24 protein-coding genes and 3 pseudogenes are annotated in these 26,646 nt (G+C 61.8%); 12 read left to right on the top strand and 15 right to left on the bottom strand.

Annotated elements, in window-relative coordinates:
• The first annotated feature begins 19 nt into the window (after nt 1–19).
• Nucleotides 20–193, top strand: a complete 174-nt coding sequence (locus N6H05_RS00205; RefSeq protein WP_284114324.1) for a hypothetical protein — start codon at nt 20–22, stop codon at nt 191–193.
• Nucleotides 194–207: 14 nt separating this feature from the next.
• Here N6H05_RS00205 and N6H05_RS00200 read toward each other — a convergent pair whose 3' ends face one another.
• Nucleotides 208–762 carry a recombinase family protein gene (locus N6H05_RS00200; protein WP_284112233.1) on the bottom strand — a complete coding sequence of 185 codons (555 nt, stop codon included), beginning with the start codon at nt 760–762 and terminating at the stop codon, nt 208–210.
• 636 nt (nt 763–1,398) lie between these two features.
• Between N6H05_RS00200 and N6H05_RS00195 the strand changes: the two genes are divergently transcribed.
• A complete protein-coding gene (locus N6H05_RS00195) occupies nt 1,399–2,085 on the top strand; it encodes a hypothetical protein (protein ID WP_284112232.1) in 687 nt (228 codons plus the stop codon).
• Between the two features lie 36 nt (nt 2,086–2,121).
• Here the strand turns inward: N6H05_RS00195 and istB are convergent, their stop codons facing one another.
• Both istB and N6H05_RS00185 read right to left on the bottom strand, forming a co-directional pair.
• Nucleotides 2,122–2,928 (bottom strand): IS21-like element helper ATPase IstB, encoded by an 807-nt coding sequence (istB, locus tag N6H05_RS00190; protein WP_284114155.1) that lies wholly within the window; start codon nt 2,926–2,928, stop codon nt 2,122–2,124.
• Nucleotides 2,918–3,493, bottom strand: a pseudogene (locus N6H05_RS00185) (Mu transposase domain-containing protein); the annotation flags it as partial. The gene istB and the pseudogene N6H05_RS00185, both read right to left, overlap by 11 nt.
• A 61-nt stretch (nt 3,494–3,554) precedes the next feature.
• Here N6H05_RS00185 and N6H05_RS00180 point away from each other — a divergent pair.
• Nucleotides 3,555–4,778, top strand: a complete 1,224-nt coding sequence (locus N6H05_RS00180) for an IS256-like element ISSpwi2 family transposase (protein ID WP_014082638.1) — start codon at nt 3,555–3,557, stop codon at nt 4,776–4,778.
• Between the two features lie 39 nt (nt 4,779–4,817).
• Here the strand turns inward: N6H05_RS00180 and istA are convergent.
• Both istA and N6H05_RS00170 read right to left on the bottom strand, forming a co-directional pair.
• A pseudogene (istA, locus tag N6H05_RS00175) lies at nt 4,818–5,771 on the bottom strand (IS21 family transposase); the annotation flags it as partial.
• Between the two features lie 96 nt (nt 5,772–5,867).
• Nucleotides 5,868–6,152: a DEAD/DEAH box helicase family protein gene (locus tag N6H05_RS00170; RefSeq protein WP_284114310.1), complete on the bottom strand. Its 285-nt coding sequence runs from the start codon at nt 6,150–6,152 to the stop codon at nt 5,868–5,870.
• A gap of 140 nt (nt 6,153–6,292) precedes the next feature.
• Here N6H05_RS00170 and N6H05_RS00165 point away from each other — a divergent pair, with 140 nt between their 5' ends.
• Entirely contained in the window at nt 6,293–7,642 is a 1,350-nt protein-coding gene (locus tag N6H05_RS00165; RefSeq protein WP_502958942.1) for an IS1380 family transposase, read from the top strand.
• A 104-nt stretch (nt 7,643–7,746) separates the two neighbouring features.
• Here the strand turns inward: N6H05_RS00165 and N6H05_RS00160 are convergent, their stop codons facing one another.
• From N6H05_RS00160 to N6H05_RS00150, 3 genes are read right to left on the bottom strand one after another with little or no spacing between them, the layout of a single operon-like run.
• Nucleotides 7,747–8,769, bottom strand: coding sequence for a type I restriction endonuclease (locus N6H05_RS00160; RefSeq protein ID WP_284112231.1), 1,023 nt, complete (start codon nt 8,767–8,769; stop codon nt 7,747–7,749).
• Nucleotides 8,766–9,911 (bottom strand): restriction endonuclease subunit S, encoded by a 1,146-nt coding sequence (locus N6H05_RS00155; RefSeq protein WP_284112230.1) that lies wholly within the window; start codon nt 9,909–9,911, stop codon nt 8,766–8,768. Before N6H05_RS00155 ends, N6H05_RS00160 begins: the two co-directional genes overlap by 4 nt.
• Before the next feature lie 40 nt (nt 9,912–9,951).
• Complete coding sequence (locus tag N6H05_RS00150) at nt 9,952–11,451, bottom strand: type I restriction-modification system subunit M (protein ID WP_284112229.1); 1,500 nt, start codon at nt 11,449–11,451, stop codon at nt 9,952–9,954.
• A gap of 220 nt (nt 11,452–11,671) precedes the next feature.
• Between N6H05_RS00150 and N6H05_RS00145 the strand changes: the two genes are divergently transcribed.
• Nucleotides 11,672–12,628: a hypothetical protein gene (locus N6H05_RS00145; protein WP_284112228.1), complete on the top strand. Its 957-nt coding sequence runs from the start codon at nt 11,672–11,674 to the stop codon at nt 12,626–12,628.
• A 15-nt stretch (nt 12,629–12,643) separates the two neighbouring features.
• On the opposite strand, the gene N6H05_RS00140 is transcribed toward N6H05_RS00145, so the two are convergent.
• Nucleotides 12,644–13,027, bottom strand: a complete 384-nt coding sequence (locus N6H05_RS00140; protein ID WP_284112227.1) for a hypothetical protein — start codon at nt 13,025–13,027, stop codon at nt 12,644–12,646.
• Between the two features lie 597 nt (nt 13,028–13,624).
• Between N6H05_RS00140 and N6H05_RS00135 the strand changes: the two genes are divergently transcribed.
• The gene (locus N6H05_RS00135) at nt 13,625–14,179 is read left to right on the top strand and encodes a recombinase family protein (RefSeq protein ID WP_284112226.1); all 555 of its coding nucleotides are present in this window, start codon (nt 13,625–13,627) and stop codon (nt 14,177–14,179) included.
• Here the strand turns inward: N6H05_RS00135 and N6H05_RS00130 are convergent.
• Nucleotides 14,158–14,727: a hypothetical protein gene (locus N6H05_RS00130; protein WP_284112225.1), complete on the bottom strand. Its 570-nt coding sequence runs from the start codon at nt 14,725–14,727 to the stop codon at nt 14,158–14,160. The genes N6H05_RS00135 and N6H05_RS00130 overlap by 22 nt on opposite strands.
• A gap of 196 nt (nt 14,728–14,923) precedes the next feature.
• On the opposite strand from N6H05_RS00130, the gene N6H05_RS00125 reads away from it, so the two are divergent.
• Nucleotides 14,924–15,199: a hypothetical protein gene (locus tag N6H05_RS00125; RefSeq protein WP_284112224.1), complete on the top strand. Its 276-nt coding sequence runs from the start codon at nt 14,924–14,926 to the stop codon at nt 15,197–15,199.
• Nucleotides 15,200–15,642: 443 nt separating this feature from the next.
• Here N6H05_RS00125 and N6H05_RS00120 read toward each other — a convergent pair.
• The 4 genes and pseudogenes from N6H05_RS00120 to N6H05_RS00105 form a co-directional block, all read right to left on the bottom strand.
• Nucleotides 15,643–16,538, bottom strand: a pseudogene (locus tag N6H05_RS00120) (aldo/keto reductase).
• 82 nt (nt 16,539–16,620) lie between these two features.
• Nucleotides 16,621–16,776 (bottom strand): hypothetical protein, encoded by a 156-nt coding sequence (locus N6H05_RS00115; protein WP_164546039.1) that lies wholly within the window; start codon nt 16,774–16,776, stop codon nt 16,621–16,623.
• Between the two features lie 18 nt (nt 16,777–16,794).
• Nucleotides 16,795–17,505 (bottom strand): hypothetical protein, encoded by a 711-nt coding sequence (locus N6H05_RS00110; protein WP_284112223.1) that lies wholly within the window; start codon nt 17,503–17,505, stop codon nt 16,795–16,797.
• Between the two features lie 106 nt (nt 17,506–17,611).
• On the bottom strand, nt 17,612–18,823 hold the full coding sequence (locus N6H05_RS00105) for a toxic anion resistance protein (RefSeq protein WP_284112222.1): 1,212 nt from the start codon (nt 18,821–18,823) through the stop codon (nt 17,612–17,614).
• Between the two features lie 153 nt (nt 18,824–18,976).
• Here N6H05_RS00105 and N6H05_RS00100 point away from each other — a divergent pair, with 153 nt between their 5' ends.
• From N6H05_RS00100 to N6H05_RS00090, 3 genes are read left to right on the top strand one after another with little or no spacing between them, the layout of a single operon-like run.
• Entirely contained in the window at nt 18,977–19,318 is a 342-nt protein-coding gene (locus N6H05_RS00100) for a DUF485 domain-containing protein (RefSeq protein WP_284112221.1), read from the top strand.
• Nucleotides 19,315–21,015 (top strand): cation acetate symporter, encoded by a 1,701-nt coding sequence (locus N6H05_RS00095; protein WP_284112220.1) that lies wholly within the window; start codon nt 19,315–19,317, stop codon nt 21,013–21,015. The genes N6H05_RS00100 and N6H05_RS00095 overlap by 4 nt, the downstream gene beginning before the upstream one ends.
• Nucleotides 21,016–21,059: 44 nt before the next feature.
• Nucleotides 21,060–21,758, top strand: coding sequence for a DUF899 family protein (locus N6H05_RS00090; protein ID WP_284112219.1), 699 nt, complete (start codon nt 21,060–21,062; stop codon nt 21,756–21,758).
• Between the two features lie 110 nt (nt 21,759–21,868).
• On the opposite strand, the gene N6H05_RS00085 is transcribed toward N6H05_RS00090, so the two are convergent.
• The gene (locus tag N6H05_RS00085) at nt 21,869–23,422 is read right to left on the bottom strand and encodes a S10 family peptidase (protein WP_284112218.1); all 1,554 of its coding nucleotides are present in this window, start codon (nt 23,420–23,422) and stop codon (nt 21,869–21,871) included.
• 117 nt (nt 23,423–23,539) lie between these two features.
• Here N6H05_RS00085 and N6H05_RS00080 point away from each other — a divergent pair, with 117 nt between their 5' ends.
• Nucleotides 23,540–24,718, top strand: a complete 1,179-nt coding sequence (locus N6H05_RS00080; protein WP_284112217.1) for an acetyltransferase domain-containing protein — start codon at nt 23,540–23,542, stop codon at nt 24,716–24,718.
• A gap of 104 nt (nt 24,719–24,822) precedes the next feature.
• Nucleotides 24,823–26,640, top strand: a complete 1,818-nt coding sequence (gene typA / locus N6H05_RS00075; protein WP_284112216.1) for a translational GTPase TypA — start codon at nt 24,823–24,825, stop codon at nt 26,638–26,640.
• Nucleotides 26,641–26,646: the final 6 nt, after the last annotated feature.

Below are 26,646 nucleotides of genomic sequence, written 5' to 3'. Positions count from 1 at the left end.
CAGAGGTTCGATCCCAGGCATGGAGCGCGAGGGCTACGATCAAGCCAAGCCCGACTGCACCTCCCAAGAGTTTCACGATGCCGAGGCGTTCTCGACGCATCCGCTTCGCCTGGTAATGTTCACCGAGGGTGATCGGGACGGCGCGAAAGGGCTTCTTGAACGACATGGGGCCGACGGTATCGCGCGACGGTGAATCAAACGTTCTCATCACGCTGCCAGGGCACGGTAGACGCTGGCTCGCCCGATCTTGAGCCGTTTGGCGATCGCGGTGGCGCCCATGCCCTGGTCGCGAAGTTCCCGCACTTGGGCGGGATCGATGGTGGCGGGTCGGCCTTTATAAACTCCTCGCGCCTTGGCCGCTTCAATGCCACGCCGCTGGCGAGCTTTCCCGAAATATTTCTCTACAGAACCCACCAACCCCAAAATCGTGAGCATAACCTCGGCCATCAGGTCTTCACCGTTCATCTCGATGCTGGGATCGACGATCCGCAGGACGGCTTTCTTGCCGACTACCCGCTTGGCGATCGACAGGAGGTCAGCGGTATCGCGGGCAAGCCTATCGGGATGCAGCGTCATCAGGACATCGCCAGGTTCGAGCAGGCGCAAGACGGCTTCAAGTTGATCCCTGCCAGTTAGCGATGACCCGTTTCCAACATCGCTGAAGACCACGACGGCGCCGAGTTCTTCCAGGCGGTTCTTCTGGGTCGAGACATCCTGGCCATCGTCCGTGCTCACCCGCGCATAACCCAGCACTCGTCCCATCGGCGCCCCTATGTCTCGTATGGCTCTAAAACCCTCAAATCGCTGGCGTATTATAGCAGGAAATCGACCCAAACGGGGCGGAAAAGATGTGCCGTGGGATGTGTCGTTGGTGGTTACCTTGGCGGGACGCAAATGGACGACCTCATGCCTGCGTCAGAGATATCGACAGGTCAGATGGGGCTTCGCTACGATCGTCTCCATCTGCGGGGTCAGGTCGCCCGGCAACGATCTCCAGGATGGAGATGAGCAGTTCCAGGGGACGGCGCTGCGCTCCCGTCCCCGCGCCGACGAGACGCCCGCGATCTTCTGGCTCGACCTGCTCAGCCGCAGGCCAAGCCATCGCTCGCCGTCGCCTCGCGCCGATTAAATCCCCCGTGAAGCCCGGTTATAATATAATATCTATAGAACTCGTCTTCACGGGGGATGCGCGTCAAACACATCCCGCGAAGTCACGAAGATTAAATTAGGCGATATCGCGACACCGGTGGTAGAACGGATGAATAAATAGTCACGTAGATGCGTGACGGCATCATCGGAGTTCACGGCCAGTCGGCATATAGTAGCGCTATATCCATCGATTGTTCCAGGCAGAGCCTCGCATGACCGTCACCATGCGAGGCTCAAACCTGGAATATCATGACCCACTATCACGAATACCACTACCTCGAAAACATAAAGACCACCCTGGGGAGGAAGGCTCACGGACAATTCCGCCGCGCCATCAAGAAGCCGATGACCCGTTTCGCTAGAGAAATGGCCCGGAATCTCATCAGCGGAGACATTTACTACCCGGTGTCGGACCGACAGAACCGGCCCGGACGAAACCACCTGGCGACCGTAAAGATCGCTGAGGGACGAATGATGTTGGAGGAGAATTGCTATTTCGCCAATCCGCTGACGATTGCTGAGGCCGAATATGGGGCGGATGGCAAAGCTCAATATCCCGCTCCGATGTCGCGAACCCGCATCGGCAAATACCAAGTTTACACGTTCGAGTTCGACTATGCTGATGTCGCATTCTTCGAGTTGCAGCTTGGCTGGCTGCGCTCGTCGGGAAAGAAATCCACGGACTGCGCCATTGGCCGTTTCTTCAAGGCCTGCACCCAATGGGCGGATTTCCGTGGCATCACGGTCAACTGGTCGGGCCACAAGTCTCTTCACATCCATGTTATCTTCGAAATGTCCGCCTACATCGAAAAATTCGGCGAACCTGATGCTGGCCTGCGCGAGGGTTTGATCGAACATTGGAACGACCTCGAAACAATGCTGCTCCAGCATCTCGATCTGACCGAGACCATGTTGTTGATTTCCACTGAGAAGTGACCCGGGTTTTCCATCGAGAAGTGACCCGTCTGCGGATTATGTTTCGGGTGTCATGGTTGGGTCAACCCGTGGTTTTCTCCTTTGGGTTCTGGCCTGCTTGGCAGAGCTGTTCTTGAAGCGGAAGCTATCGTTGCCGGTCTCCAGGATGTGGCAGTGATGGGTAAGCCGATCGAGAAGCGCCGTGGTCATTTTGGCGTCGCCGAACACGGTGGCCCATTCGCTGAAGCTCAGGTTTGTGGTGATGATGACGCTGGTGCGCTCGTAGAGTTTGCTCAGCAGGTGGAAGAGCAGCGCGCCACCTGAAGCACTGAACGGCAGATATCCAAGCTCATCCAGGATAACGAGATCGGAGTGCAGGAGGCGATTGGCGATCTGACCGGCCTTGCCCTGTGCTTTTTCCTGCTCGAGCGCATTGACCAGTTCGACCGTCGAGAAGAAGCGGACGCGCTTTCGATGATGTTCGATGGCCTGGATGCCCAGCGCCGTTGCCACATGGCTCTTGCCGGTGCCAGGACCGCCGACCAGCACGATATTGTCGGCGATGTCGATGAAGTCGCAGCGATGCAACTGACGCACCAGAGCTTCATTGACCTCGCTACTGGTAAAGTCGAAGCCGGCCAGATCGCGATAGACAGGGAAGCGCGCGATCTTGAGCTGATAGGCCACAGATCGAACCTCCCGTTCTGCTGTCTCGGCTTTGAGCAACTGGGAGAGGATCGGGATGGCGGCTTCGAAGGCTGGAGATCCCTGTTCCATGAGATCGGTGACGGCCTGCGCCATGCCATGCATCTTGAGGCTGCGGAGCATGACAACGATGGCGCCGCTGGCAGGGTCATGACGCATGACGCTTCTCCTTGCGCAGATCATCATAGCGTTCGACATTGGCCACCGGCTCGCTGACCAGTTGGAGCGCCTGGGGCGCCGTCACCGGTGGCGTGGAGATCGGTTTTCCGTCGACCAGCCTATAGAGCAGATTGAGGATATGGGTCTTGGTCGGAACGCCAGCCTCCAGCGCCATGGTGACCGCCGTCAGCACCAGTTGCTCATCATGATGAAGAACCAGCGCCAGTATTTCGACCATTTCCCTGTCGCCGCCGGGATTGCGCAACAGATGTCGCTGCAGACGCTGGAACGCATCGGGTAGCTCAAGGAAGGGCGCACCGTTGCGCAGGGCGCCGGGCTTGCGCTGCACGACCGCCAGATAATGGCGCCAGTCATAAACCGTATGACCTGGACCGTCGTGAGAGCGGTTGATGATGCGCTGATGTGCGCAGATTGGCTGCCCCTCGGCGACGACCTGGAAGCGATCAGGATAGACGCGCAGGCTGACAGTGCGATTGGCGAAAGAGGCCGGTACGCTGTAGCGATTGCGCTCAAAATGGATGAGGCACGTCGGCGATACCCGTTTGCGAGGGACTGTCAGGATTTCCGTGTGCGGCCGGGCATAATGGGCAACAAGGAGTCCCACTATGTCACGACGCAAAGAACCTGCCATACCGAATGAGCTTCTCGATCAGCTTTTGGCGGGCGGCGCTGCCAGTGCCGCCTTCGAGCAGGGCGGTCTGCTCGATTCGCTGAAGAAGGCGCTGACAGAGCGTGCCCTGAATGCGGAGATGGATCACCACCTCGCTGGCGAAGACGGCGCCGGCAACATGCGCAACGGCTACGGTCGGAAGACGGTAATGACCGACACCGGCAAGTTGGCGATCGACGTGCCGCGCGATCGCCAGTCGAGCTTCGACCCGCAGTTGATCGCCAAGTATCAACGCCGCTTTCCCGGCTTCGACGACAAGATCGTGTCGATGTACGCGCGCGGCATGAGCACCCGCGAGATCACCAGGCACCTGCACGATCTATACGGCATCGACGTCTCACCCGATTTGATTAGCACGGTGACCGACGCCGTGCTCGATGAGGTCGCCACTTGGCAGCAGCGGCCGCTCGATCCGGTTTACCCGCTGGTCTTCTTCGACGCGATCCGGGTCAAGATCCGCGACGAGGGCATGGTGCGCAACAAGGCGATCCACATTGCGCTGGGCGTCCGCGCCGACGGCGCAAAGGAGGTGCTCGGCTTGTGGCTCGAGCAGAATGAGGGTGCCAAGTTCTGGCTTCGGGTGATGAACGAGCTTCGCAACCGTGGCGTTGAAGACATCCTGCTGGCCGTCGTTGACGGCCTGAAGGGCTTTCCCGATGCGATCACCGCAGTGTTCCCCGATGCGATCGTCCAGACCTGCATCGTTCACCTGCTGCGCAACTCGATGGACTTCGTCTCCTGGAAGGACCGAAAGAACCTCGCCAGCGCGCTCAAGGAGATTTACCGTGCCACCGACGCAGATGCCGCCGAAAAGGCGCTGACAGCATTTGAGGCTGGCCCTTGGGGGCAGCGCTATCCCGCCATCGGCCAGAGCTGGCGGCGCGCCTGGGGCGAGGTGATCCCGTTTTTTGCGTTCCCCGACGAGGTCCGCCGGATCATCTACACTACGAACGCCATCGAAGCTTTGAACTCGAAGCTCAGGCGGGCTGTCAGGGCCAGGGGACACTTCCCCAGCGACGAGGCCGCCACCAAGCTGCTCTACCTGATCTTGAATCGGTCGGAGAAAGAGTGGAAGATGCCACCACGTGAGTGGACCATGGCGAAGGCGCAATTTGCCGTGATCTTCGGCGAACGTTTCATCAGAGCCATGGCGGCCTGATGATCAACCGCCCGGCCGCACACGGAAATCCTGACAGTCCCGTTTGCGATATTCCACAAAACCATCGAAGGGCCTGCCCGCAACCATCAGACACTCAGATTCATCGGCCCAGGCATTGGCAACCGACCCGGGTTCGATCCCGTGAGGGATGTCCTCCCATAACGCCTTGCAGCGCTCCTCCAGCCACAGGTTCAACTCATCAAGGCTCTCGGCCTGCGGCGTGGGTTGCCACAGACGGTGCCGCGCATCCTGGACATTCTTCTCGACCTGCCCCTTTTCCCATCCCGCAGCCGGGTTACAGAACTCGGCTTCAAACAGATAATGGCTGACCATCGTCAGGAAGCGTGCGTTGACGGTGCGTTCCTTGCCACGCCCGACCTTGTCGACGGCCGTGCGCATATTGTCATAGATACCCCGGCGCGGCACGCCGCCCAGCACGCGGAAGGCGTGATTATGGGCGTCGAACAGCATCTCATGGGTTTGCAGCAGGTAGGCGCGCACGATGAATGCCCGGCTGTAACTGAGCTTGAAATGCGCGACCTGCAGCTTGGTCCGAACCCCGGCAATGATTGCCCAGTCCTCACTCCAATCAAACTGGAAAGCTTCCCCCGGCGCAAACGACAGGGGCACGAATGTCCCACGCCCGCCAATCTGTTGCTGGCGCCGATAATCTTCGCGCCAGTCCCGAGCAAAAGCGGCAACCCGGTTGTAGGATCCTTCATAACCCAGGCTCACCAGATCGGCGTGAAACTGCTTGATCGTGCGCTTCTGCTTGCGCGATCGGCCCATATCGCGCCGTAGCCAGGCCGCCAGATGCTCAGCAAATGGGTCCAGTTTGCTTGGTCGATCAGGCACCTTGAAAAGCGGATAGATCGTCTCGGACCGCAAATATTTGCGGATCGTGTTGCGTGATAGTCCGGTGCGCCGTGCTATCTCCCGGATCGGCAGATGATCGCGAAAATGCCAGCGCCGGATAACGCTCAATAACGCCATGTCCAACACTCCATATACCCTCGCTTGCCAAAGCCAGGGACGAGTTCAACATGGGTCAATTCTCAGTGGAAATTTATGCCCTACCCGGGTCACTTCTCAGTGGAAATCAACAGGCGTGCCTGTGAAACCGTAGAAATGGGCATCCGGCAAAGTTGCCTGCAAATAGGCGCCGAGGTCTTTTTCTTGGGTGCGATGGCATTCGTCCACCAGCACGATCCAGTTGGCCGAGTTGGGAATCGGTTCCTTCGATCCCGCGAACTTGAAGATTGTGGACAGCAGGATTTGACCGTTGCCGCCTCGGTTCACAGCCTCGCGCAGCGCCGTCACTGATCCGCATTGTGTTGGGTTGGGTAGGCCGCAGCCGACGAAGGTCTTGCTGATCTGATCGTCTAGCCCGTCTTATTCACCGACGGGGGCCTGAAGGGTTGGCGGGAGTGGCATAAGCCTCTGATCTGAATTAGGAACTGGGTGTCTACGCCGGCCCTGCTGCAGGGCAGAAAATGCCACAGGCCACACCCGCCATGAAAGACGATATCGCAACTTCATTCCGATTCCCAGCGGTCGGCGGGAAGAAGATCACAGCCGCGTTTGACGGTGGCCGACTGACCTCGGACGGCGGCGTTCTGCTGCTTGCGCAGGCCGAGCGCGCGATGGGGCTCTGCCGGCGGCTTGCGGGTTGCATTGCCGATCCGCGTGACCCGACGCGGGTGATCCATCGCCTCGATGACATCCTACGTGCCCGGGTGTTCGCGATCGCGTGCGGCTATGAAGATGCCGATGATCTCGACGCCCTGCGCGACGATCCGGGCTTCCGCCTGGCGCTGGGCAAGTTGCCGGGATCGGGCGCGGGGCTTGCCAGCCAACCGACGATGAGCCGCTGGGAGAATGCTCCGACCACGCGTGAGCTGGCCAGGATGATGGCCGAGATGATCGGCGTCTACTGCGCCAGCTATCCGGCTCCACCAGTGGCGGTGACGCTGGACATCGATGACACCTGCGATGTCGTGCACGGCTATCAGCAGTTGTCCTTCTGGAACGGGCATCACGGTGAGCGCTGCTTCCTGCCGATCCATGTGTACGACACCGCGACCGGTCGTCCGGTCGCGATGCTGCTGCGCACCGGTAAGACGCCGTCAGGCGCCGAAGCTGCCGGCCACATCCGGCGCCTGGTGCGTCATATCCGCCGGTACTGGCCAGAAACGCACATCACCTTCCGCGGCGACGGGCATTATGGCCGCCCCGAAGTCATGGCCTTCTGCGAGGCCCACCGCGTCGATTACGTGTTCGGCTTGCCGACCAATGCCGCGCTACGTGCTGATCCGGTCATCGTTGCCATCGCAGACGCCTGCGCGGTCAAGCGGGCCACGGCCCAGTATCCGGTCCTGCGCAACTATGCCGAGACGCACTACGGCGCAAAGAGCTGGAACTGCCAGCGCCGCGTCGTCGCCCGGATCGAGGCCAGCACGCTGGGCATGGATATCCGCTACGTCGTCACCTCGCTGACCGAAGGCTCGGCCGAGCATATCTACGACACGCTTTACTGCGCGCGCGGCCAAGCCGAAAACCTGATCAAGCGCCACAAGGCTCAACTCGCCAGCGATCGCACCTCGTGCCGCTCAGCCAATGCCAATCAAATGCGCCTCATCCTACACACCGCCGCCTACTGGCTGTTGTGGCGCGTCCAGCAGGCGATCCCCAAGACCACCGCGCTGGCCACGGCCGAGTTCGCAACGCTACGCTTGCGGCTGCTCAAGGTGGCTGCCCGCGTCATCGAAACCTCCTCGCGTATCCGTCTCGCCTTCGCGTCAGCCTGCCCGGAGGCCGACGTGTTCAAAGCAATCGCCACCAGTCTCCGGCCAGCACCGACATAGCCAGTGCGGCAGTGCCGCCGAAAGCCCGAGCCCTCGTCCATCAACCTCGAAAAGCCCTTTGCTCCTGCTGCGGTGAAAAACGCCGGCGCTGGCGCTCGCCCAGATCACGCGGCAACCGACCCACCAAACCCGAAATACCCCAGTGCAGCGGGCTCATGAATAAGCCGGGCTAGATCGATGCGATCAGTCAACACTAGGATGTTGGGATTGGCGAGGTTGGCCGCCTCCAGCGTTAGGTGTGTCTTCAGTTTGAGCGCCAGGAAAACCATTGTCAGGCTCTTGCCCGATCCCTGGGTATGCCAGATCAGTCCCTTCCGGTGCTCGCCTTCGGCGACGCGATCCGTCGCTTTGTTAACCGCGCGGAACTGTTGATAGCGGCAGACCTTCTTGATCTTGCGGCCCGTTTCCGGATCGGTTTCGAACACGATGAAATGCGCCAGCAGGTCTAGCAGGCGCGATGGCTCACACAAGCACCACAGGTCTTTGTTCAGATCATCAGGGAAGTCAGCAGGGGTGCGCGGCCATGCGTCCGGCCATGGAGCGTAGAACTGCGACGACGCGCCGGTCGCACCATAGAGGGTGGCAATGCCATCCGTGACGATGTTAAAGGCATTGGACGCGAACAGGCGCGGAATATCGCGCTCATATTGCTTGATCTGCTCGAATGCTTCTTCGGCCTTGGCCGTGGTCTTGAGCGGCGATTTCGCTTCGATCACGACCAGCGGGATGCCGTTCACAAATAGCACGATGTCGGCGATGCGCGGCCGCTGGGCGGCAATGCGGAACTGGCGCACGACATGGTAGCGGTTGCGGCCCGGCTGCTTGAAATCGATGAGGGTAATGGCCTGATCTTGTTTGGCTCCCTCCAGCCGCCGGGAATAGTTTCCGCGCAAATCCTTCTGCCATTGCTCATTGTCCGAGCGGGTGGCAAGGTCGGCATAAATGGCTTCGGCATCGTTCAGGCCGATACCGTTTAGGTCGCGCAAAGCCTCGACCAGCACGGGTTTCAGGATGACCCGGTTCTCTTCCTGCCGCATCGCCAATGCGTCGGCGGGCGACAGCGCCTGCCAGCCCATGGCAACCAGCGCATCTAGCGCGGGCTTTTCGGCAAGACGGTATTCGCTCATGCAGGCACCCGCACACGACCGGAAAGAAGGTCCGACATGAGATTTGCCTTTAATGATCGCAAATGGGTCAAGGACGCCGCATGGCTCTCGGCCATGTTAACGAAGCTATCCATGGTCGCGGCGATCTGGTCCTGTTCGACACGCGGCGGGAGGATGATCTGCAACGCCTTGAAGGTCGGCATGTAGATCGTCTTGTGCGTGCTGCCACTGGCCAAGGCTTTCCATACCGGCTGCATCCAGCGCATGAGGTGCAGCAGATAGCGGTTGTTCAAGGCTGGCGAGCAGATGAAGTTCGCGAAGTCTTGGCTGGTCGCCATGGATTTGGGCATGATGACGCACTTGCCCACAGTGGCCGTCCGCGAGAAGCAGACCGTTCCGGCTGGCAGTAACCGAGCCGACGAGTTCGCAAGGCCCGCCTGCGTGATGCGCATCTCGGTCTTGCTGATTTCACACCGCCCAAGATTCTGCGTGTCGTGAAGTGATATCCACTCGACATCACCGCCATCCCAATATTCAGGCTTCTTTCGGTCGGGCGTGTGGCCACTTTCCAGACGGGCGACATCGACCAATTTCACGACGCGCCAGCCAACTGGAAGATGGCGCACGCAGTCGATCTTGCCCGTTGTCCAACCGGCGATGAGTTGACCGTCTGAGATAAGGTTGCCGCTTTGAAGGAAGGTTTCAAAGACGGCTGCTTGTGTCGTGACTATGCCGTCGTAAGTGGCCTGCGTTACCGCAATCGCTTCATCCACCGACCGCAGCACCTCCGCGATCCGCCGCTGCTCGTCGAGCGGGGGAAGGGTGATCTCCAATGGAGACAATGCGCCGATGGTCAGCATGGGCACGGCCTGTTGGGAGGCGATGCCGAGAATGTCCGCTGCGCATAGCGCGTGGTGAAGATACTCGCTGTCTACGACCGCATGATCGGGTTCCACAGCGATTGTGGTCTGCGTGCAAGTGAACGCATCGAAGTTCGGGCGACGCGGATACCCAACCGACCCTCTCGCCCCGATCACGATGTCCCCTCGGTGCAAGCGACGACGATTATTGCTCGTATAGCCCCAAGGGCCTTCGTCCGTGTTGGCGGAGAACACGGGGATGCCATCGCCGGTAAGGTTCTTCGATAGGAGCGTCTCACCCATCGAGAGATCAGCAACATCCGACAGTGCGACCGTGCGCCACTCACTCGACATAGCCGAGCCTCCGCAGGTGGCCGAACATCACGGCCTCTGCCTCGTTGCGCTTGGCGATCAGGTCTTGCAGCTTGGCGACTTCCGCCGCGACATCGACCGCCTCGGCATCAGCGCCAGTCTGGACATAGCGGCTGATATTGAGGTTGTGGCCGTTGGCGGCAATCTCCTCGACCGGGACAACGCGGGCCAGCTTCTTGATGTCGGCAAAGCCATGCACTGCCTCGGCCAGCGTGCGCAGGTGATCATCGGTCAGGTAGTTCTGCGCCTTGCCCGGTTGGAAGGTGGCGTCGCCGTTAACGATCAGCACCTTGCCGCGCCGCTCGGTAGGCTTGATCTTGCGGCAGACCAGCACGGCAGCAGGAATGCCCGCTCCGTAGAACAGATTGGGGGCCAGCCCCACAACCGCCTCGATCACGTCGGCGGTCAACATCGCTTCCCTGATCCGCCCCTCGGCCCCGCCACGGAACAGGACGCCATGCGGCACGACCACGGCCAGCATCCCGTCATCCTTAAGGCTGGCAAGCATATGCTGGACGAACGCCAGATCGCCATACCCCTTGGGCGGGCAGCCATAGACATCGCGGCCGAACGGATCGCCATTCTGCCAGACATCATGGCCCCACACCTTCTCCGAGAAGGGCGGATTGGCCAGCACCCGGTCATAGGCACCAATGCCCTCTACGAATTCGCGGGCAGCCCGGTCATACCGCTTGGGCGACAGAATCGTGTCACCCTTCGCAATGAAAGCGTCATCGACATTGTGCAGGAACAGGTTGATCTCGGCGATGCCCCAGGTGGCGAAATTCTTTTCCTGCCCATGCAGCGCAAGGCTTCGGGAATCCTCACCGCGATCCTTGAGATACTGCACCGCCTCCAACAACATGCCGCCGGAGCCGCAGGTGGGGTCGTAGATCGACATACCCGGACGCGGCTCGACGATCTCGACCATGAGCCGGACGATTGATCGGGGCGTGTAGAACTCGCCGCCCTTCTTGCCCGCGCCTTCCGCGAACATCTTGATGAGGTAGAGATAGGCGTCGCCCAACATGTCGGCGGTCACATCAGCGTTGCGCAGTCGGTGCTTCTCGAAATGCGAAAGCAGCTTTTCCAGCAAGGCGTCGGAAAAGCGGTCTTGGTTAGCAAAATCGACATCGCCGAACACGCCGCGCAGCCGAAGGTTGGCGTCTTCGATTGCCGCCAGGGCATTGTTCAGGCGCTGGCCGATCTGCGTCGCATGTTTGCGCACCGCGTCCCAACGATGGTCGGCGGGAACATCGAAGCGGTGCTCATCGGGATCGGCGGCTTCTTGCCGGTCGCCGGTTTCGGCGAGCAGCACCTCGAATTCCTCGTCCCATACGTCGCAGAGCCGCTTATAGAACAGCAGCCCGAAAATATATTGCTTGTAGTCCCCGGCGTCCACGGTCCCGCGCAGGATGTCCGCCGCGCCCCAGAGATGCCGTTCCAATTCCGCTTGTGAAAGCTTTGCCATTATTCCCCCAGAGATTGCGCTCTGCGTAGGGCATCAGATTGGCGGCGGAAAGGAGGAATGTCATCATGTCCACATTCCGGCAGCGACATGCCGACGCTTCAGGGCACCGGCGTTTGCTGGAAAATGAAAGTGACTTTCCGGTCCAATCAAGCTATTGATATGACTTCGAAACCAGCACGGAGACCGACCGATGATATGACAATCCTGGAGTATCATCGAAATGGAAATTGCCCCTCTTAAAGGTTGGGTTCTCGATCTTGTTGCGCATCTCGATGTCGCATGCCCTGGTTTCGCTGGAGCGTATCTCCGCGCCAGCACCGAGCGCCGTCAGATCATCGCCGCATTTATGGCGGCAGTTCGCATTGGCAGAGAAGGCGAACGAGAGGCGGCCGCCATGTTGGTGACGGCCGATCACCGCACTATCCTTGAATACGCCTTTCCAACAGTGCCGATGGGCTTGCGCCGCGCACTTGGGAAGAGCGGACCGCAGCCGCACGAACCGGCCTATTATCGCGATTTGCATCAGGCGCTTCTCTCCGGCCAGCGGCAGGTGACGGCTGCGATCATGCAATCGCCGAAACTCACCCCCGATCGCCTTGCCATCATCACTGCGCTCCCTGCCGATCTGTGCGATGCCCGGATTGTCCACCGTGTTGAGGCGCGCGCGGATGCCCATGACCTCACCCTGGTGACCAGCTTGCTGGCCGAGCGAGGGATCGATCGCGCCGAATTTATCGACGCATTGCGTCGCTCGACCGCCCCCTTGAAGAAGGTCGTGCAACGGTGGGCGTTGCAGATTCCATTCCCACCCCATCCTATTCCCGCCGCCAAAGGCTATCGCCCGATCCGTGATGGGCGAGAATTGCGCAAGGTCGCACTGGCATATCAAAACTGCTCCAGGCGCTACACCAATGCCAGCATCGTGGGCGAAAACGCCTTTGGCGAATTCACCGACGACGATAGTCAAACCGCCCTGATCTGCCTGCAAAAGCATGAAGATATTTGGACACTCGATGGCGTTTACGTCCGCAGGAATCGTCAGGTGGCCGCCGATCTCGATAAGCGGGCGCGTGAATTCGCTGCCCGGTATGGAATCTTGGAAAGGCGATACACGACGGGCAGTGATGATGCGACCGCCGCCCTGAAGCGGTTCACCAGATCGGTGTTCGATTGGTGAACCGCTTCGAGCCTGTCATTCCAGGTTGGTGGGAGGCGCCACATTTGCTGCGATGGCGGCATTCTTCGCCGCGATGTTCGCTTTCCAGTTATTGATCTCGCGTTTTTCGGCCGTCCACCGATTGAGGGTCTCGATTGACGTTTGCTTGATCCCAGATCGCCTTCGCGGGCACTTCAATGCAGGCTGCTGCGGTTTCTTCGACGCTTTCTTGGTCGGTCTGCGATGCTGCCCATGCTCAAAGGGGTAGTCGGATGGCACGGACTTCGGCGGCCTACGCCGGTCGTATCTCATCTTCGTCATCGCTTCACCCCCAGGGTGGTCTTTATGTTTTCGAGGTAGTGGTATTCGTGATAGTGGGTCATGATATTCCAGGTTAGAGCCTCGCATGGTGACGGTCATGCGAGGCTCTGCCTGGAACAATCGATGGATATAGCGCTACTATATGCCGACTGGCCGTGAACTCCGATGATGCCGTCACGCATCTACGTGACTATTTATTCATCCGTTCTACCACCGGTGTCGCGATATCGCCTAATTTAATCTTCGTGACTTCGCGGGATGTGTTTGACGCGCATCCCCCGTGAAGACGAGTTCTATAGATATTATATTATAACCGGGCTTCACGGGGGATTTAATCGGCGCGAGGCGACGGCGAGCGATGGCTTGGCCTGCGGCTGAGCAGGTCGAGCCAGAAGATCGCGGGCGTCTCGTCGGCGCGGGGACGGGAGCGCAGCGCCGTCCCCTGGAACTGCTCATCTCCATCCTGGAGATCGTTGCCGGGCGACCTGACCCCGCAGATGGAGACGATCGTAGCGAAGCCCCATCTGACCTGTCGATATCTCTGACGCAGGCATGAGGTCGTCCATTTGCGTCCCGCCAAGGTAACCATCAACGACACATCCGGCGATACAATCATATTGTGCCAAATGGGTGCAATTCATGATATAATACACACCTATTCAGTTAGTCTTAGACCCTCATGAGACAGGAGCGTGAATGGCAAAGGTGCTGGGCTATGCGCGGATTTCCACCGACGATGGGCAGGACATTGCCAGCCAGAAGGCCCGGCTCGAAGAACTCGGCGCTGTCGTCGTCTTCGCCGATATCGGGAACGGCTCCACCCTCCACGGCCGCGACCAGCTTGAAGCAGCCCTCCGATTGTTGGAACCTGGCGACCAGCTCCTCGCCCTCCATCCCGATCGCATCGCGCGGGACACGGCCAGCCTCCTCGCCGTAGGCAAGCGGGTCGTCGAGAAGAGGGCCGCGCTGCGCATCCATGACCCGGCGATCACCTTCGACGGCAGCGACATGATGAGCGAGGTATTGCTGACCTTGTTCGGAATGATCGGCTCGATGGAAAAGCACTTCATTCGTGCCAGGCAGCGTCGGGGGATCGAAGCAGCCAAGCTCAAGGGCGCCTATAAGGGCAGACCGGCCACCATCGATCCCGCCCAGGTGCGAGAGTTGCGCGACCAGGGGCTCGGCGCCACCGCGATCGCCAAGCGGCTCAAGATCGGACGAGCATCGGTCTACCGGGCGCTCGCCGCCTGATTGCTATCGCGATCAAACCGGATATGGATCGTTCCGCCCAACTTGGGCCGGACTTCGGCATCAAGCTTTTGTGCGAGCGCTTCCGGCGAGAGGCGTGGGTGCGTAACCATATTCATCAGGTGAAGGTGGCTCCCATGCTCCCAGTGGTTGTTGCGCTGGTCGGTATCTCGCTGGTCGAAGTAGAACAAATGCCAGTGCCCTGGCCACTCCAGCGGCAGGAACATGTGGCCACAAAATAGCCGTCGCTGTTCAAACATCTGGTCGATCTTGTTGGTGAACTTTCGCGCTTCCTTCGAAAGCTTACCCACGCCGTTCGCTGCGAAGGCCGCTCTATCTTCATCGGTCGGGTTCAAATGCTCAGGATGGTGATGCTTGAAGATCGGGATGTGCCCAATCGGAACAGCCTGCATCTGGCAGGCCAAGATCAAGTTCGCCAGGTCAGATTTCCCGATCACTGCAGCCCGGCAATGGTCAACAAGCTCCGCCTTTCTCGTGATGTTGAAGATCGTCAGGAGCGAATTTAGCGAAGGCTCATCTTGGGCGGACATATCTACGGATTACGTGAGCAGACCGATCATGCCAAGCGCGTCATGTGGGCGTTCCGAGGGCGAGCCGCCACCCCCTCGCTCCCTTTGTTCATTATCCCCCCGCACCCACGCGCCCTAGATGGGGATCGGGCGGGCATCGGTCTATCGGGCGCTCGCGGCCTGACATATCATCCCTAGACTGCTCCTGGAGATCACCATGACCGACACCGATCCTACAATCATCGAGTCCCCCTTGTCCCGAACCGTTAGCCGAGATGGCATTACCGTCCGCGTTCTCGTCTATCGGCTCGAACATGATCCGAAGTGGGCGCTGGAAGTCGTCAACGATGCCGGAACATCGACGGTCTGGGACGATCTGTTCGACACGGACGAGGCTGCCTTCGAAGCCTTCGCACAGGCGGTCGCCGCCGAGGGCATGGAAACCTTCCTCGACAATGACGATGAAGTTCCCGCCGGGGCAACTCGCCACTGAAGATACCCGCCTCCAGATCACCATGATCTCCACCGCCCCAGGTGATCGTCTTGGGCGATGATGACGTGCAAGATCATGGCCTGGAGCGATGGAGCCAGCGACGGTTCGAATCCAGGCGCGTCCCTCGAACTAGGGCTACACCCAGGCGCTCCAGCCTGATAGCGATGCTGCCATCGACAGGCGCGAATCACGCGAAATCGGGGCAGCTTCAACGCTTCCCTCCCTCTCCGCCATTACTGCGAACCATCGGGTTCGTGGTGTCTCCTATATCTGATTTTGTTGGCTTGCTGGGCTGATCTGGGTTCGGCATGGTTGGTATGGGTCCGCGACTGCCCAAGGTGATGGCCGGTGCGGGGGGCTTTCATGGCCCAGGCTCAGCAGACTGGCGGCTCAGCAGATCGGCGGGAACCGGCTTGATCGCGCATTCCCGCCTGCGGGATATTCTATGGCAGTCTTTCACCGATCGCGGCTTCGAGCACCCCATACCATTGGGCACGGCTCCATTCGACCCTGAAGGCATCTGCGCTGCGGGCGATATGTGCAGGCGATTGGCTGCCGACGATGGGAATGGGGCGGGCCGGGTGAACCATGATCCATGAGAGGGCGGCCGCCGTGATATCAACGCCATAAGTTCGGCCTGATCGGCAATCATGATTGCGGCAGGATGCAGCGCCTTGGCGAGCCGGCCGCCACCGAGCGGCGACCAGGCCAGCACTGTCATGTCCCGAGCCATGGCCTGGTCGAGCGTACCATCATAGAGCGGTGCGGGGCGCAGGGCGGAAAATTCCGGCTGGGTGCTGACGATGGGCAGGTCGAGAAATGCCTGCAAGGCATCGAGTTCATGCGGCGCGTAATTGGATACGCCGATGGCGCGGACCTTGCCGGCTTCGACCATGTGCATCAGGCTTGCAGCGACCTCCTGCGGGTGGGTCAGAAAGTCGCGTCGATGAATCTGGTAAAGGTCGATCTGATCGATACCCATGCGGGTTAGGGAGGCATCGACCGCTTCGGCAAGATAAGCTGCGCCGCTATTATAGGGGATAGCTGGCCGGATACCGCCCTTGGTGGCGATGACCATGGCTTGGCGCAGTTCCGGCGCGTCCGCCAGGATGCTGCCGAACAGCGTTTCGGCCGATCCAAAGCCAGCCGGCGTGTCGCAGCCATAAATGTCCGCCGTGTCGAACAGGCTGATGCCTGCATCCAGCGCAGCCTCGACCTTGGCGCGTGCGTCCGCGACATTCTCACCGGCAAGCCGCCACATGCCCCAGGCGATGGGAGAGACGGAAATTCCGCTTGTCCCGAGCGGACGCGGATCGGAGGAGGGGCGCAATGTCGTCATGGTGCATTGAATGGCACAGCGAAGGCGACAGGGGTAGGCCGCATCGCGGCCTAAAGATGCGGACCGCTGCCTTGACCTTACGTCAGCCTCGCCGTCGCCACCGTCGGAACAAGGATACGCCCAGCACTCCGCCGCCCACCACGGCCGCGATCGCGCCGCCGGCCGAAGCCAGCGCCCAGGCCCCGGCGGCCAGCAGGCCCGTCAGGAAATCGACGATGATGAGGGTGAGGTGGATCATGCAGGAAGGAAGACGGCGCTAGGCGCCAAGTTCCTTCGCCTCCTGATATTTCAGCTCCAGAAAACGATTCTGGGTCGCCAGCTTGTCGAGATCGCCGCTCGCCAGCTGCTCGCTCATCCGGCCGATCTCGGCGTCGATCACGGACAGCCCCTCGATCAACTGCTTTTCGGGCACGCGGCCATTGCGTTCCTCGCGGCGCAGTGGCGCGGGGATCGACTGATAGCCGGTGACCAGTTCGGGCAGGTGATCGGCCAGCAGTGTGCGAATCTCGTGCGCGGCGGGATCCTGCTCGCCCAGCCGTTCAAGCTGCGGCGCCAGCGTCTCCAGCTTGACGCCGATGCTGTCGACCAGGGTGACCGCCGGCGCGGGCAGCGCCTTGCGCTGATTCTCCAGCCAGATTTCGGTCTTCAGCGGCAGGGCGGTCAACGCCGTGTCCGCCAGCTTGTCCGGGCTGACCGCGCGCTCGCCCGGCAGCAGCGCGAAGAACAGCGTGGTGACCAGCAGCAGGCCAAGCACGATCATCACGCCACTGGTACCCAGCGGCATGAACCAGCCCGCGACCATGGCGGCGATGATGATCGCGAAGGCGGCGCCAGCGATCCGGCCCAGCCGCCGCATGATCGATGCGTTGCGCCGTTCGCGCGCGCGGCTGGTCAGGCTCTTGCCGCGCTCGCTATGGCGGCGCAGCACCGCCTCGGCATCGGCCAGCACGCGGTCGGACCGGCTCATCGCAAAGAGACTCCCAAATCCGTTCGGTTCGAGCCTGTCGAGAACCCTCGCGCAACGGTTCTCGACAGGCTCGAACCGAACGGGAAGGGGTGTGCCATTATCATGATTATCCCTCGATCGCGCTCAGCAGCGGGTTTTCTGCCCGCGCTTCCTTGGCGGCCTGGGCCTGGCCTTCGGACCGGGCGATATAGCCCTTGGACTTTTCCACCTCGTTCGACAGCACATTGACCGTCGTCTTCATGTTTTCGAGGGCCTTGAGCTTGAACGTGTCGATATTGTCCATCGTGTCGTAGATATTCTGGAAGGCGCGCTGCAACGTCTCGATCGGGATCGTGCTGCTCGCAGCCTGCTCGTGAATCTGCGCGGTCTGGCTCTTGAGCAGTTCGCCGGTCGAATCGATGATGTTGGCGGTGGTGGTGTTGAGCGCGGTGATCTGTTCCAGCACCAGCCGCTGGCCGACCAGCGCCTGCGCCACGGTCACGGCGGTGCGCAGCGCGGCGACGGTGGTGGTGCTGGCGCGGTCCACGCCCTTCACCAGCTCGACATTATTCTTCTTCACCAGGTCCAGCGCCAGATAGCCCTGCACCGTGACCGCCATCTGGGTCAGCAGGTCTTGGGTGCGCTGGCGGATGTAGAAGAGTGCGCTCTCGCGGATCGCCTTGGCCTTGGTCGGATCGGTCGAATCCAGCTCCAGCGCTTTGGACTCGAGGCGCGCGTCCATGGTCTTGCTGATGTGGATCATCTGCTCCAGCTTGCCCATGGTCTGCCACATATTCTGGCGTTCCACGTCGATCGCGGCATTGTCCTTGATCAGCACATCCTTGCCGCTGGCGAGGCTGCCCAGGATCGAATTGATATGCGTCTGGCTCGACTTGTAGCTGTCGAAATAGTCGCGCATCTTGTTGCCGAACGGAATGATGCCGAACAGCTTCTTGGGCGCGGTCAGGCTGCCGCGCTTGCCCGGATCCAGATCCTCGACCGTGCGGCGCAGTTCAGCCAGGTCCGCACCGACCTTGTTGTCGCTGTCCATCGCGCGCACCGGCCGATCGAGGAAACGGTTGCTGTGCCCGGCGGCCTCGGCGATTTCCTTGCGACCCATATTGGTCAGCTGGTCGACGCGCTGGCCGAAGGCGGGCGAATTGGCATCCTGCGCCACCAGATCGTCGATGAAGGCATCGACCTTCTCGTCCAGCTTGGATCGCTTGTCGTCGTCGATCGGCACCAGCCCCGCCGCCTTTTCGGGCGCGACCACCGGCACCGGATCGGGCGGCGTGAGGTTCAGCGTATCAGCGGTCGCGGTCGGCGCGGTCGAAGCCATGTCATCTCCCAGGGGCCAGATCGGCCTGACTGTCATATGTGCATAAAACAGTAAGGCTGCAAGTCTCTCTCCTTACGGATATAGGCGCTCGGGCCATGCCATTGCAATCGGGGGACGTCTGGTTAGCATGGCGCAAAGACCAGAGGAGAGTGAATGACGCAGCAGGAAGGGCGTGCCCCGGCCGATGCCCAGGCCGCGATGATCGCGGCGGTGGCGGCCGATCCCCGTTATGGCGAGCTGGTGGCGCGGCGGGCGCGGCTGGGCTGGTGGCTGTCGGCGATCATCTTCATCGCCTTTGTCGGCTATCTGGCGCTGATCGCCTTCGACAAGGCGCTGCTGGGCATGCCGATCGGCAATGGCGTGACCTCGATCGGCATTCCGATCGGCCTCGGCCTCATCCTGCTCGCGATCGCCTTGACCGGCCTCTATGTCGCTTATGCCAACCGCCATCATGACGCGCAGATGGCCGCCATCCTCAAGGATCATGGCGCATGAGGGCGCGGCTTGCCGGCGCGCTCGCCCTTGCCCTGCTCCCCGCTCCCGCCTTCGCCGCCGCACTGGAGGGGGAAGCGCAGCGTCAGCCGATCAACTGGGTGGCGATCGCGATGTTCGTCGCCTTTGTCGGCCTGACCCTGTGGATAACCAAGGCGGCGGCCGCGCGCACCCGCACCGCGTCGGACTTCTACACCGCCGGCGGCGGCATCAGCGGCTTCCAGAACGGCCTCGCCATGGCGGGCGATTATATGTCCGCGGCCTCATTCCTCGGCATATCGGCGCAGATATTCACCGATGGCTATGATGGCCTGATCTATTCCACCGGCTTCCTCGTCGGCTGGCCGATCCTGTTGTTCCTGATGGCGGAGCGGCTGCGCAACCTTGGTCGCTTCACCTTTGCCGACGTCGCTTCCTACCGCTTCGCCCAGCCGCCGGTGCGCAGCTTCGCGGCCATCTCTACCCTGCTGGTGGTCAGCTTCTACCTGATCGCGCAGATGGTGGGCGCGGGGCAGCTCATCAAATTGCTGTTCGGCCTGCCCTATGCGGTGGCGGTGGTGATCGTCGGCGCGCTGATGATGCTCTATGTGCTGTTCGGCGGCATGCGCGCGACCACCTGGGTCCAGATCATCAAGGCGGTGCTGCTGCTCGGCGGCGCCAGCTTCATGGCGCTGATGGTTCTGGCCCAGTTCGGCTTCTCGCTCGAAGCGCTGTTTGCCCGCGCGGTCGAGGTGAAGAGCGCGGCGGCACAGGCCGCCGGTGCTACCCCGGCCGAAGCCGCAGCAAAGGGCCGGGCGATCATGGCGCCCGGCGGCTTCATCAAGGATCCGGTCTCGGCCATCTCCTTCGGCCTGGCGCTGATGCTGGGCACGGCCGGCCTGCCGCATATCTTGATGCGCTTCTTCACCGTCCCCGATGCCAAGGAAGCGCGCAAGTCGGTGCTGTGGGCGACCGGCTGGATCGGCTATTTCTATATCCTCACCTTCATCATCGGCTTCGGCGCGATCATCCTGGTCGGCACCGATGCCGGCTACAAGATGGCCGACGGCACACTGCGTGGCGGCGGCAACATGGCGGCGATCCATCTCGCCCATGCGGTCGGCGGCAATGCCTTCCTCGGCTTTATCTCGGCGGTCGCCTTCGCGACCATCCTGGCGGTGGTGGCGGGGCTCACCTTGTCGGCCGCCTCGGCGGTCAGCCATGACCTCTATGCCACGGTGCTGAAACAGGGGCGGGCCAATTCGGCCGACGAACTGCGCGTCTCGCGGATCACCACGCTGGGGCTGGGCGCGCTGGCGGTGCTGCTGGGGCTGGTGTTCGAAAAGCAGAATGTCGCCTTCATGGTCAGCCTCGCCTTCGCGCTCGCCGCGTCGGGCAATTTCCCGGTGCTGATCCTGTCGCTGCTGTGGAGCGGCTGCACCACCCGTGGCGCGGCCTGGGGCGGCACGATCGGGCTGTTGACGGCCTTCATTCTCACCTTGCTGTCGCCGGCGGTGTGGACCACCACCTTCGGCCTTGGCCCGGCGCCTTTCCCCTATAGTTCGGCGGCGATCTTCTCGGTCCCGGCCGGCTTCATCGCCATCTGGCTGATCTCCCGGCTCGACCGCTCGCCCCGCGCGGCGGTGGACAAGGCGGGCTATCCGGCCCAGCGGGTGCGGGCGGAAACCGGCATCGGCGCCTTCGCCGCCAGCGACCATTGAACCTTCTCCTCCCGCGCCGCGTTCGGCGCGGGAGGAGAGAGGCCATGGACCAACAACTGACACCGGCCGCCGACATGGCGGCGCATCGCCGGCCGGCATTCCCCGGCGAGAGCGTGGATTATGCCAAGGCGCGGCAGGATCTGCTGGCGGCGGAGATCGACTTTCGCCGCCACATGACCCGCCTGACCGCCCAGCGCCAGGCGCTGCCGCCCGGCCCGCTGATTACGAAGGATTATCGCTTCAAGGACGAGCAGGGCTTCGAGGTCGGCCTTCTCGACCTGTTCGGCGACAAGGATGTGCTGGTCAGTTACTATTGGATGTATGGGCCCGAACGCGAGCGGCCCTGCCCGATGTGTACCAACTGGATCGGCGCGGTCGATGGCAATGCCGCCGACATCAAGCAGCGCGTCGCCTACAAGATACTGAGCCGCAGCCCGGTCGAACGGCAATTCGCCTTCGCGCAGGAGCGGGGCTGGCGCAACACCGACTTCATCCAGACGATCGGCGACGATTATGCCCGCGACCTCGACCTGCTCCAGCCGGACGGCGAATATCCTGCGCTGATCGTCTATCGCCGCGACGGCGATCAGGTGCGGCTCTTCTGGATGAGCGAGATGGGCCGCGAAATGGCCGACCCCGGCCAGGATCCCCGCGACGCGCCGGATATCGCCGCGCTCTGGTCGATCCTCGACCTGACGCCGCAGGGCCGCCCGGCCGACTGGTATCCGAAGCTGCGCTACTGACCCTCGCCGTCATCCCCGCGCAAGCGGGGATCCATCTCCCGACGATGCAACTATGCGCCAACTCAGGAGATGGGTTCCCGCCTTCGCGGGAATGACGACGGGAAATCAGATCAGCGCGCGCCCTCGGCGTAGTAGCGTTCCATATCCAGCCGCATCTGGTGCAGCGCTTCCGGGTTCAGATAGACCATGTGGCCCGCCGGATAATATTTGAACTGCAGGTTCGGCCGCAGCGCGGGCTCCAGCATCATGTGCTTCAGGTCGCGTTCGGTCGAGAAGAAGGGCGTCGCCATGTCATAATAGCCGTTGAGCGACAGCACGCGCAGATGCGGGTTGATGCGCATCGCGGTGCTGAGGTCGGCGGTGACGTCGGCGACATTCTGCTTGCGGCCCGACGGCGGCTCATGGCTCCAGTCCCAGTTGAAGGCGCCGCCCTCCCGCGCGCTCAGCCGATAGCTGAGGTCGGTCTGATAGCCGAGCTTGTTGGTCAGCTGATCCAGGAAGCTGCCGACATAAAGGCCGCTGATAGCGGTATCCGACGGATCATATTCGGGATCCTCGCCCGCCGCATCCTCGTCGATCCCCTTGTAGCGGCTGTCGAACCGGCCCAGCGTCTCGCGCCCGTCGCGCAGCAATTCCTTGCGAAAGCGGCTGAGGCTGACGCGCAGATTGGCGCGCTTGAGATAATCCACCGACAGGCCGGTGAAGCGGCTCATCTGCTGGGCGACGGCGTCCTCTTCCTGGGCGCTGATGTCCTGGCCCTTCAACAGCGCGGCGGCATAGGGGCCGTTGGCGAACTGGCGCGCTTCCTCGACAAAGGCTTCCAGGCTGGCCGGGCGGCCGCCCGGCACGCGATTATGATACCAGGCGGTCGCCGCATAGCTGGGCAGATAGCCGATATGGATGGTGTCGAAGCCCGACTGGCGGATGCCGTAATTCATGATCGACGACAGCAGGATGACGCCGTTCAGCGCCATGCCGCGATCTTCCAGCTGATAGGCGAGCGCGCCCGATCGGGTGGTGCCATAGCTTTCGCCGAAAATATATTTGGGGTCGCCCCAGCGGCCATTCTTCGTGGTGTAGCGCAGGATCGCCTTGGCAAAGGCATCGACATCCTGGTCGACGCCATAGAAGTCGGCGCCCTTGGCGTCGCCCAGCGGCCGCGAATAGCCCGATCCCACCGCGTCCAGGAACACCATGTCTGTGCTGCCGATCAGGCTGTCGGGATTGGGGCCGACGTCGAAGGGCGCGGGCGCGACCGCTTCGGGATTGCCGGTGCGGACATGGTCGGGTGCAAAGCTGCCCATGCGCAGCCACAGCGAGGCCGATCCGGGACCGCCATTGTAGAAGAAGGTCAGCGGGCGGTGCTTACCCGGCGCGGTATAGGCGGTGTAGAAGACGCTGGCGGTCGGCTTGCCCTGTGCGTCGCGGATGGTCAGCGTGCCGGCCGTCGCGGTGTAGGCGATCGACTTGCCGTCGACGCTCGCCGTGCCCTTGCTGGTCTTGGTCACTTCCTCGACCGGGGCGTTGGCCCAGTTCTTGGCGATCTCGTCCGCTATCTGCTCGGCATGCTGCTTGGCGGCGTCGGGCGCGCCGTCCTTCTGGGCGAGGGCAGGGTGGGGCAAAGTGAGGAGGGAGGCGAAGGTCAGGGAAGCGGCCAACCGCATGGGCAATCCTTTTCTTATGAGGTGCGAACCTGGCGCGTTTCATACGGCGACGCACCTTCAGGGCAAGGGAAACATTATATCTTGATTGAATGTGATATCATCACATAAAGAGGTGGCATGACCGCTTTCTCGCTTCCTTTACCCCATCAAGTCACCGCGCCCGCCGGCCCGGCTTCGGTATCCCCGCGCATCGGATCGATCGATGCGCTCCGCGGCTTCGTCATGCTGGTGATGATGGTCGATCATGTGCGGGAATTCTTCTACTTCCATGCGCAGGTGCCTGATCCTATGGACGCGGCGACCACGCCGCCGTCATTGTTCTTCACCCGCCTTGCCGCCCATGTCTGTGCGCCGGTGTTCGTCGCGCTCACCGGCCTCTCGGCCTATCTCTATGGCCGCAAGGCGGGCCGGCGCGCGACATCGGCCTTCCTCGTCAAGCGCGGCCTGTTCCTGATCGCGCTCGAACTGACCTTGGTCAGCTTCGGCTGGAACTTCACCCTGACGCCGCCGACTATCTTTCTGCAGGTGATTTGGGCGATCGGCCTGTCGATGTTGGCGCTCGCCGCGCTGATCCATCTGCCGCGCCTTGCCCTTGTCATCTTCGCTGTCACGATCATGCTGTGTCATAATCTGCTCGACCCGATCGCCTTCGCGGCGGGGGAACCGGGCCATGCCCTCTGGGCGGTCCTGCATGATCGCGGTTTCATCGACCTGCCTTGGGACATGCGCATCCGCACTTCCTACCCGTTGCTACCCTGGATCGGGGTGATCGCGATCGGCTATGCGATCGGCCCCTGGTTCGCGATCGACCGGGCGCGGCGACAGCGTCGGCTGCTGCTTGCGGGTGGGGTGATGCTGGCGCTGTTCCTGATCCTGCGGACGATCAATATCTATGGTGAGCCACTGCCCTGGAGCGTCGGCGCCAGCCCGCTGCGCACGTTCATGAGCTTCCTCAACCTCACCAAATATCCGCCGTCGGCTGATTTCCTGCTGCTGATGCTGGGGTGCGGCACGCTGCTGCTCGCCGGGTTCGAGCGGCTGCCGCAGCGTTGGTCCGGTTTGATCGCCGTGTTCGGCGCGGCGCCGCTCTTCTATTATCTGCTTCACCTCTATCTGCTGCACATCCTGCATGTCGGTGCCGTCGCGGTGGCTGGGCAGGGCGGGCACTATAGCCTGCCCGGCGTCGCCAGCCTGTGGCTGCTCACGGCCTTGCTCGCTTTCCCGCTCTGGTATGCCTGTCGCTGGTTCGGCGCGGTCAAACGGCGCAGCGGCCAATGGTGGATGCGTTATCTCTGATTCGGCTCCCCTTGCCGCAACGCGTCATTTCCTGTAGGGGCGCGCCCGAAGCCTCTGCGCGGCCTTGTGTCGGCCAGGGGAGCCCCATATCCCAAAGGCAAGACATGTCCCTGCGTAATATCGCGATCATCGCGCACGTCGACCATGGCAAGACCACGCTCGTCGACCAGCTTTTCCGCCAGTCCGGCACCTTCCGCGACAACCAGCGCGTCGAAGAGCGCGCCATGGACTCGAACGACCTGGAAAAGGAACGCGGCATCACCATTCTGGCGAAGCCCACCTCGGTCGAATGGAACGGCACCCGCATCAACATCGTCGATACGCCTGGCCACGCCGACTTCGGCGGCGAAGTGGAGCGCATCCTCTCGATGGTCGACGGCGTGATCCTGCTGGTCGACTCGTCGGAAGGCGCGATGCCGCAGACCAAGTTCGTGACCGGCAAGGCGCTGGCGCTCGGTCTCAAGCCGATCGTCGTCGTCAACAAGGTCGACCGTCCCGACGAGCGCATCCAGGAAGTGCTGGACGAAGTGTTCGACCTGTTCGTGACGCTCGACGCCACCGACGAACAGCTCGACTTCCCCGTCCTCTATGCCTCGGGCCGCAACGGCTATGCCAGCGAGGATTCGCAGCGCCGTGAAGGCACGCTGGAGCCGCTGTTCCAGAAGATCGTCGACCATGTCCCGCCGCCGTCGCTGGATCAGGACGCGCCGTTCAGCTTCCTGGTGACTTTGCTCGATCGCGACAACTTCCTGGGTCGTATCCTGACCGGCCGCGTCCAGTCGGGCACGGTCAAGGTCAACCAGCCGATCCACGCGCTGGATGCTGAAGGAAACGTGATCGAAACCGGTCGCGCCTCGAAGATCATGTCGTTCCAGGGTCTGGACCGCGTGCCGGTCGACGAAGCCAAGGCAGGCGACATCATCTCGCTCGCCGGCCTGACCGTCGCAACCGTGGCCAACACCATTGCCGACCCGCAGGTTAGCGCGCCGATCAAGGCCCAGCCGATCGATCCGCCGACCCTGTCGATGCGCTTTGCCGTGAACGATTCGCCGATGGCGGGCCGTGAAGGCAGCAAGGTGACGAGCCGCATGATCCGCGACCGTCTGGCCCGCGAAGCCGAATCCAACGTCGCCATCAAGGTGACGGAATCGGACGACAAGGACAGCTTCGAAGTCGCCGGCCGTGGCGAACTCCAGCTGGGCGTGCTCATCGAAACCATGCGCCGCGAAGGCTTCGAACTGGGCATCTCGCGTCCGCGCGTGCTGTTCGGCGAAGACGAGAATGGCGGCAAGACCGAGCCGTACGAAACCGTCGTCATCGACGTGGATGACGAATTCTCGGGCACGGTCGTCGACAAGATGAACATCCGCAAGGCCGAGATGACCGACATGCGTCCCTCGGGCGGCGGCAAGACCCGCATCACCTTCTCCGCGCCCTCGCGCGGCCTGATCGGCTATCATGGCGAATTCCTGTCCGACACGCGCGGCACCGGCATCATGAACCGCCTGTTCGAGAAGTACGGCCCCCACAAGGGCAAGATCGAAGGCCGCAAGAATGGCGTCCTGATCTCGAACGGCGCCGGCGAAGCCAATGCCTATGCGCTGGGTCCGCTGGAAGATCGCGGCATCCTGTTCGTCGGCGTGGGTGAAGCCCTCTACGAAGGCATGATCATCGGCGAAAACGCCAAGCCGGAAGACCTCGAAGTCAACCCGATGAAGTCGAAGGCGCTGACCAACTTCCGCGCCAGCGGCAAGGACGACGCCGTCCGCCTGACCCCGCCGAAGAAGATGACGCTGGAACAGGCGATCGCCTATATCGACGATGATGAAATGGTCGAAGTCACGCCCAAGACCATCCGTCTGCGCAAGCGCTACCTCGATCCGAACGAGCGCAAGCGCATGAGCCGCGCCAAGGCCGCCTGATGATTC

The sequence above is a fragment of the Sphingobium sp. WTD-1 genome (genome assembly GCF_030128825.1).
Lineage (GTDB): Bacteria > Pseudomonadota > Alphaproteobacteria > Sphingomonadales > Sphingomonadaceae > Sphingobium.
This window is presented reverse-complemented; position numbering and strand designations above follow the sequence as displayed.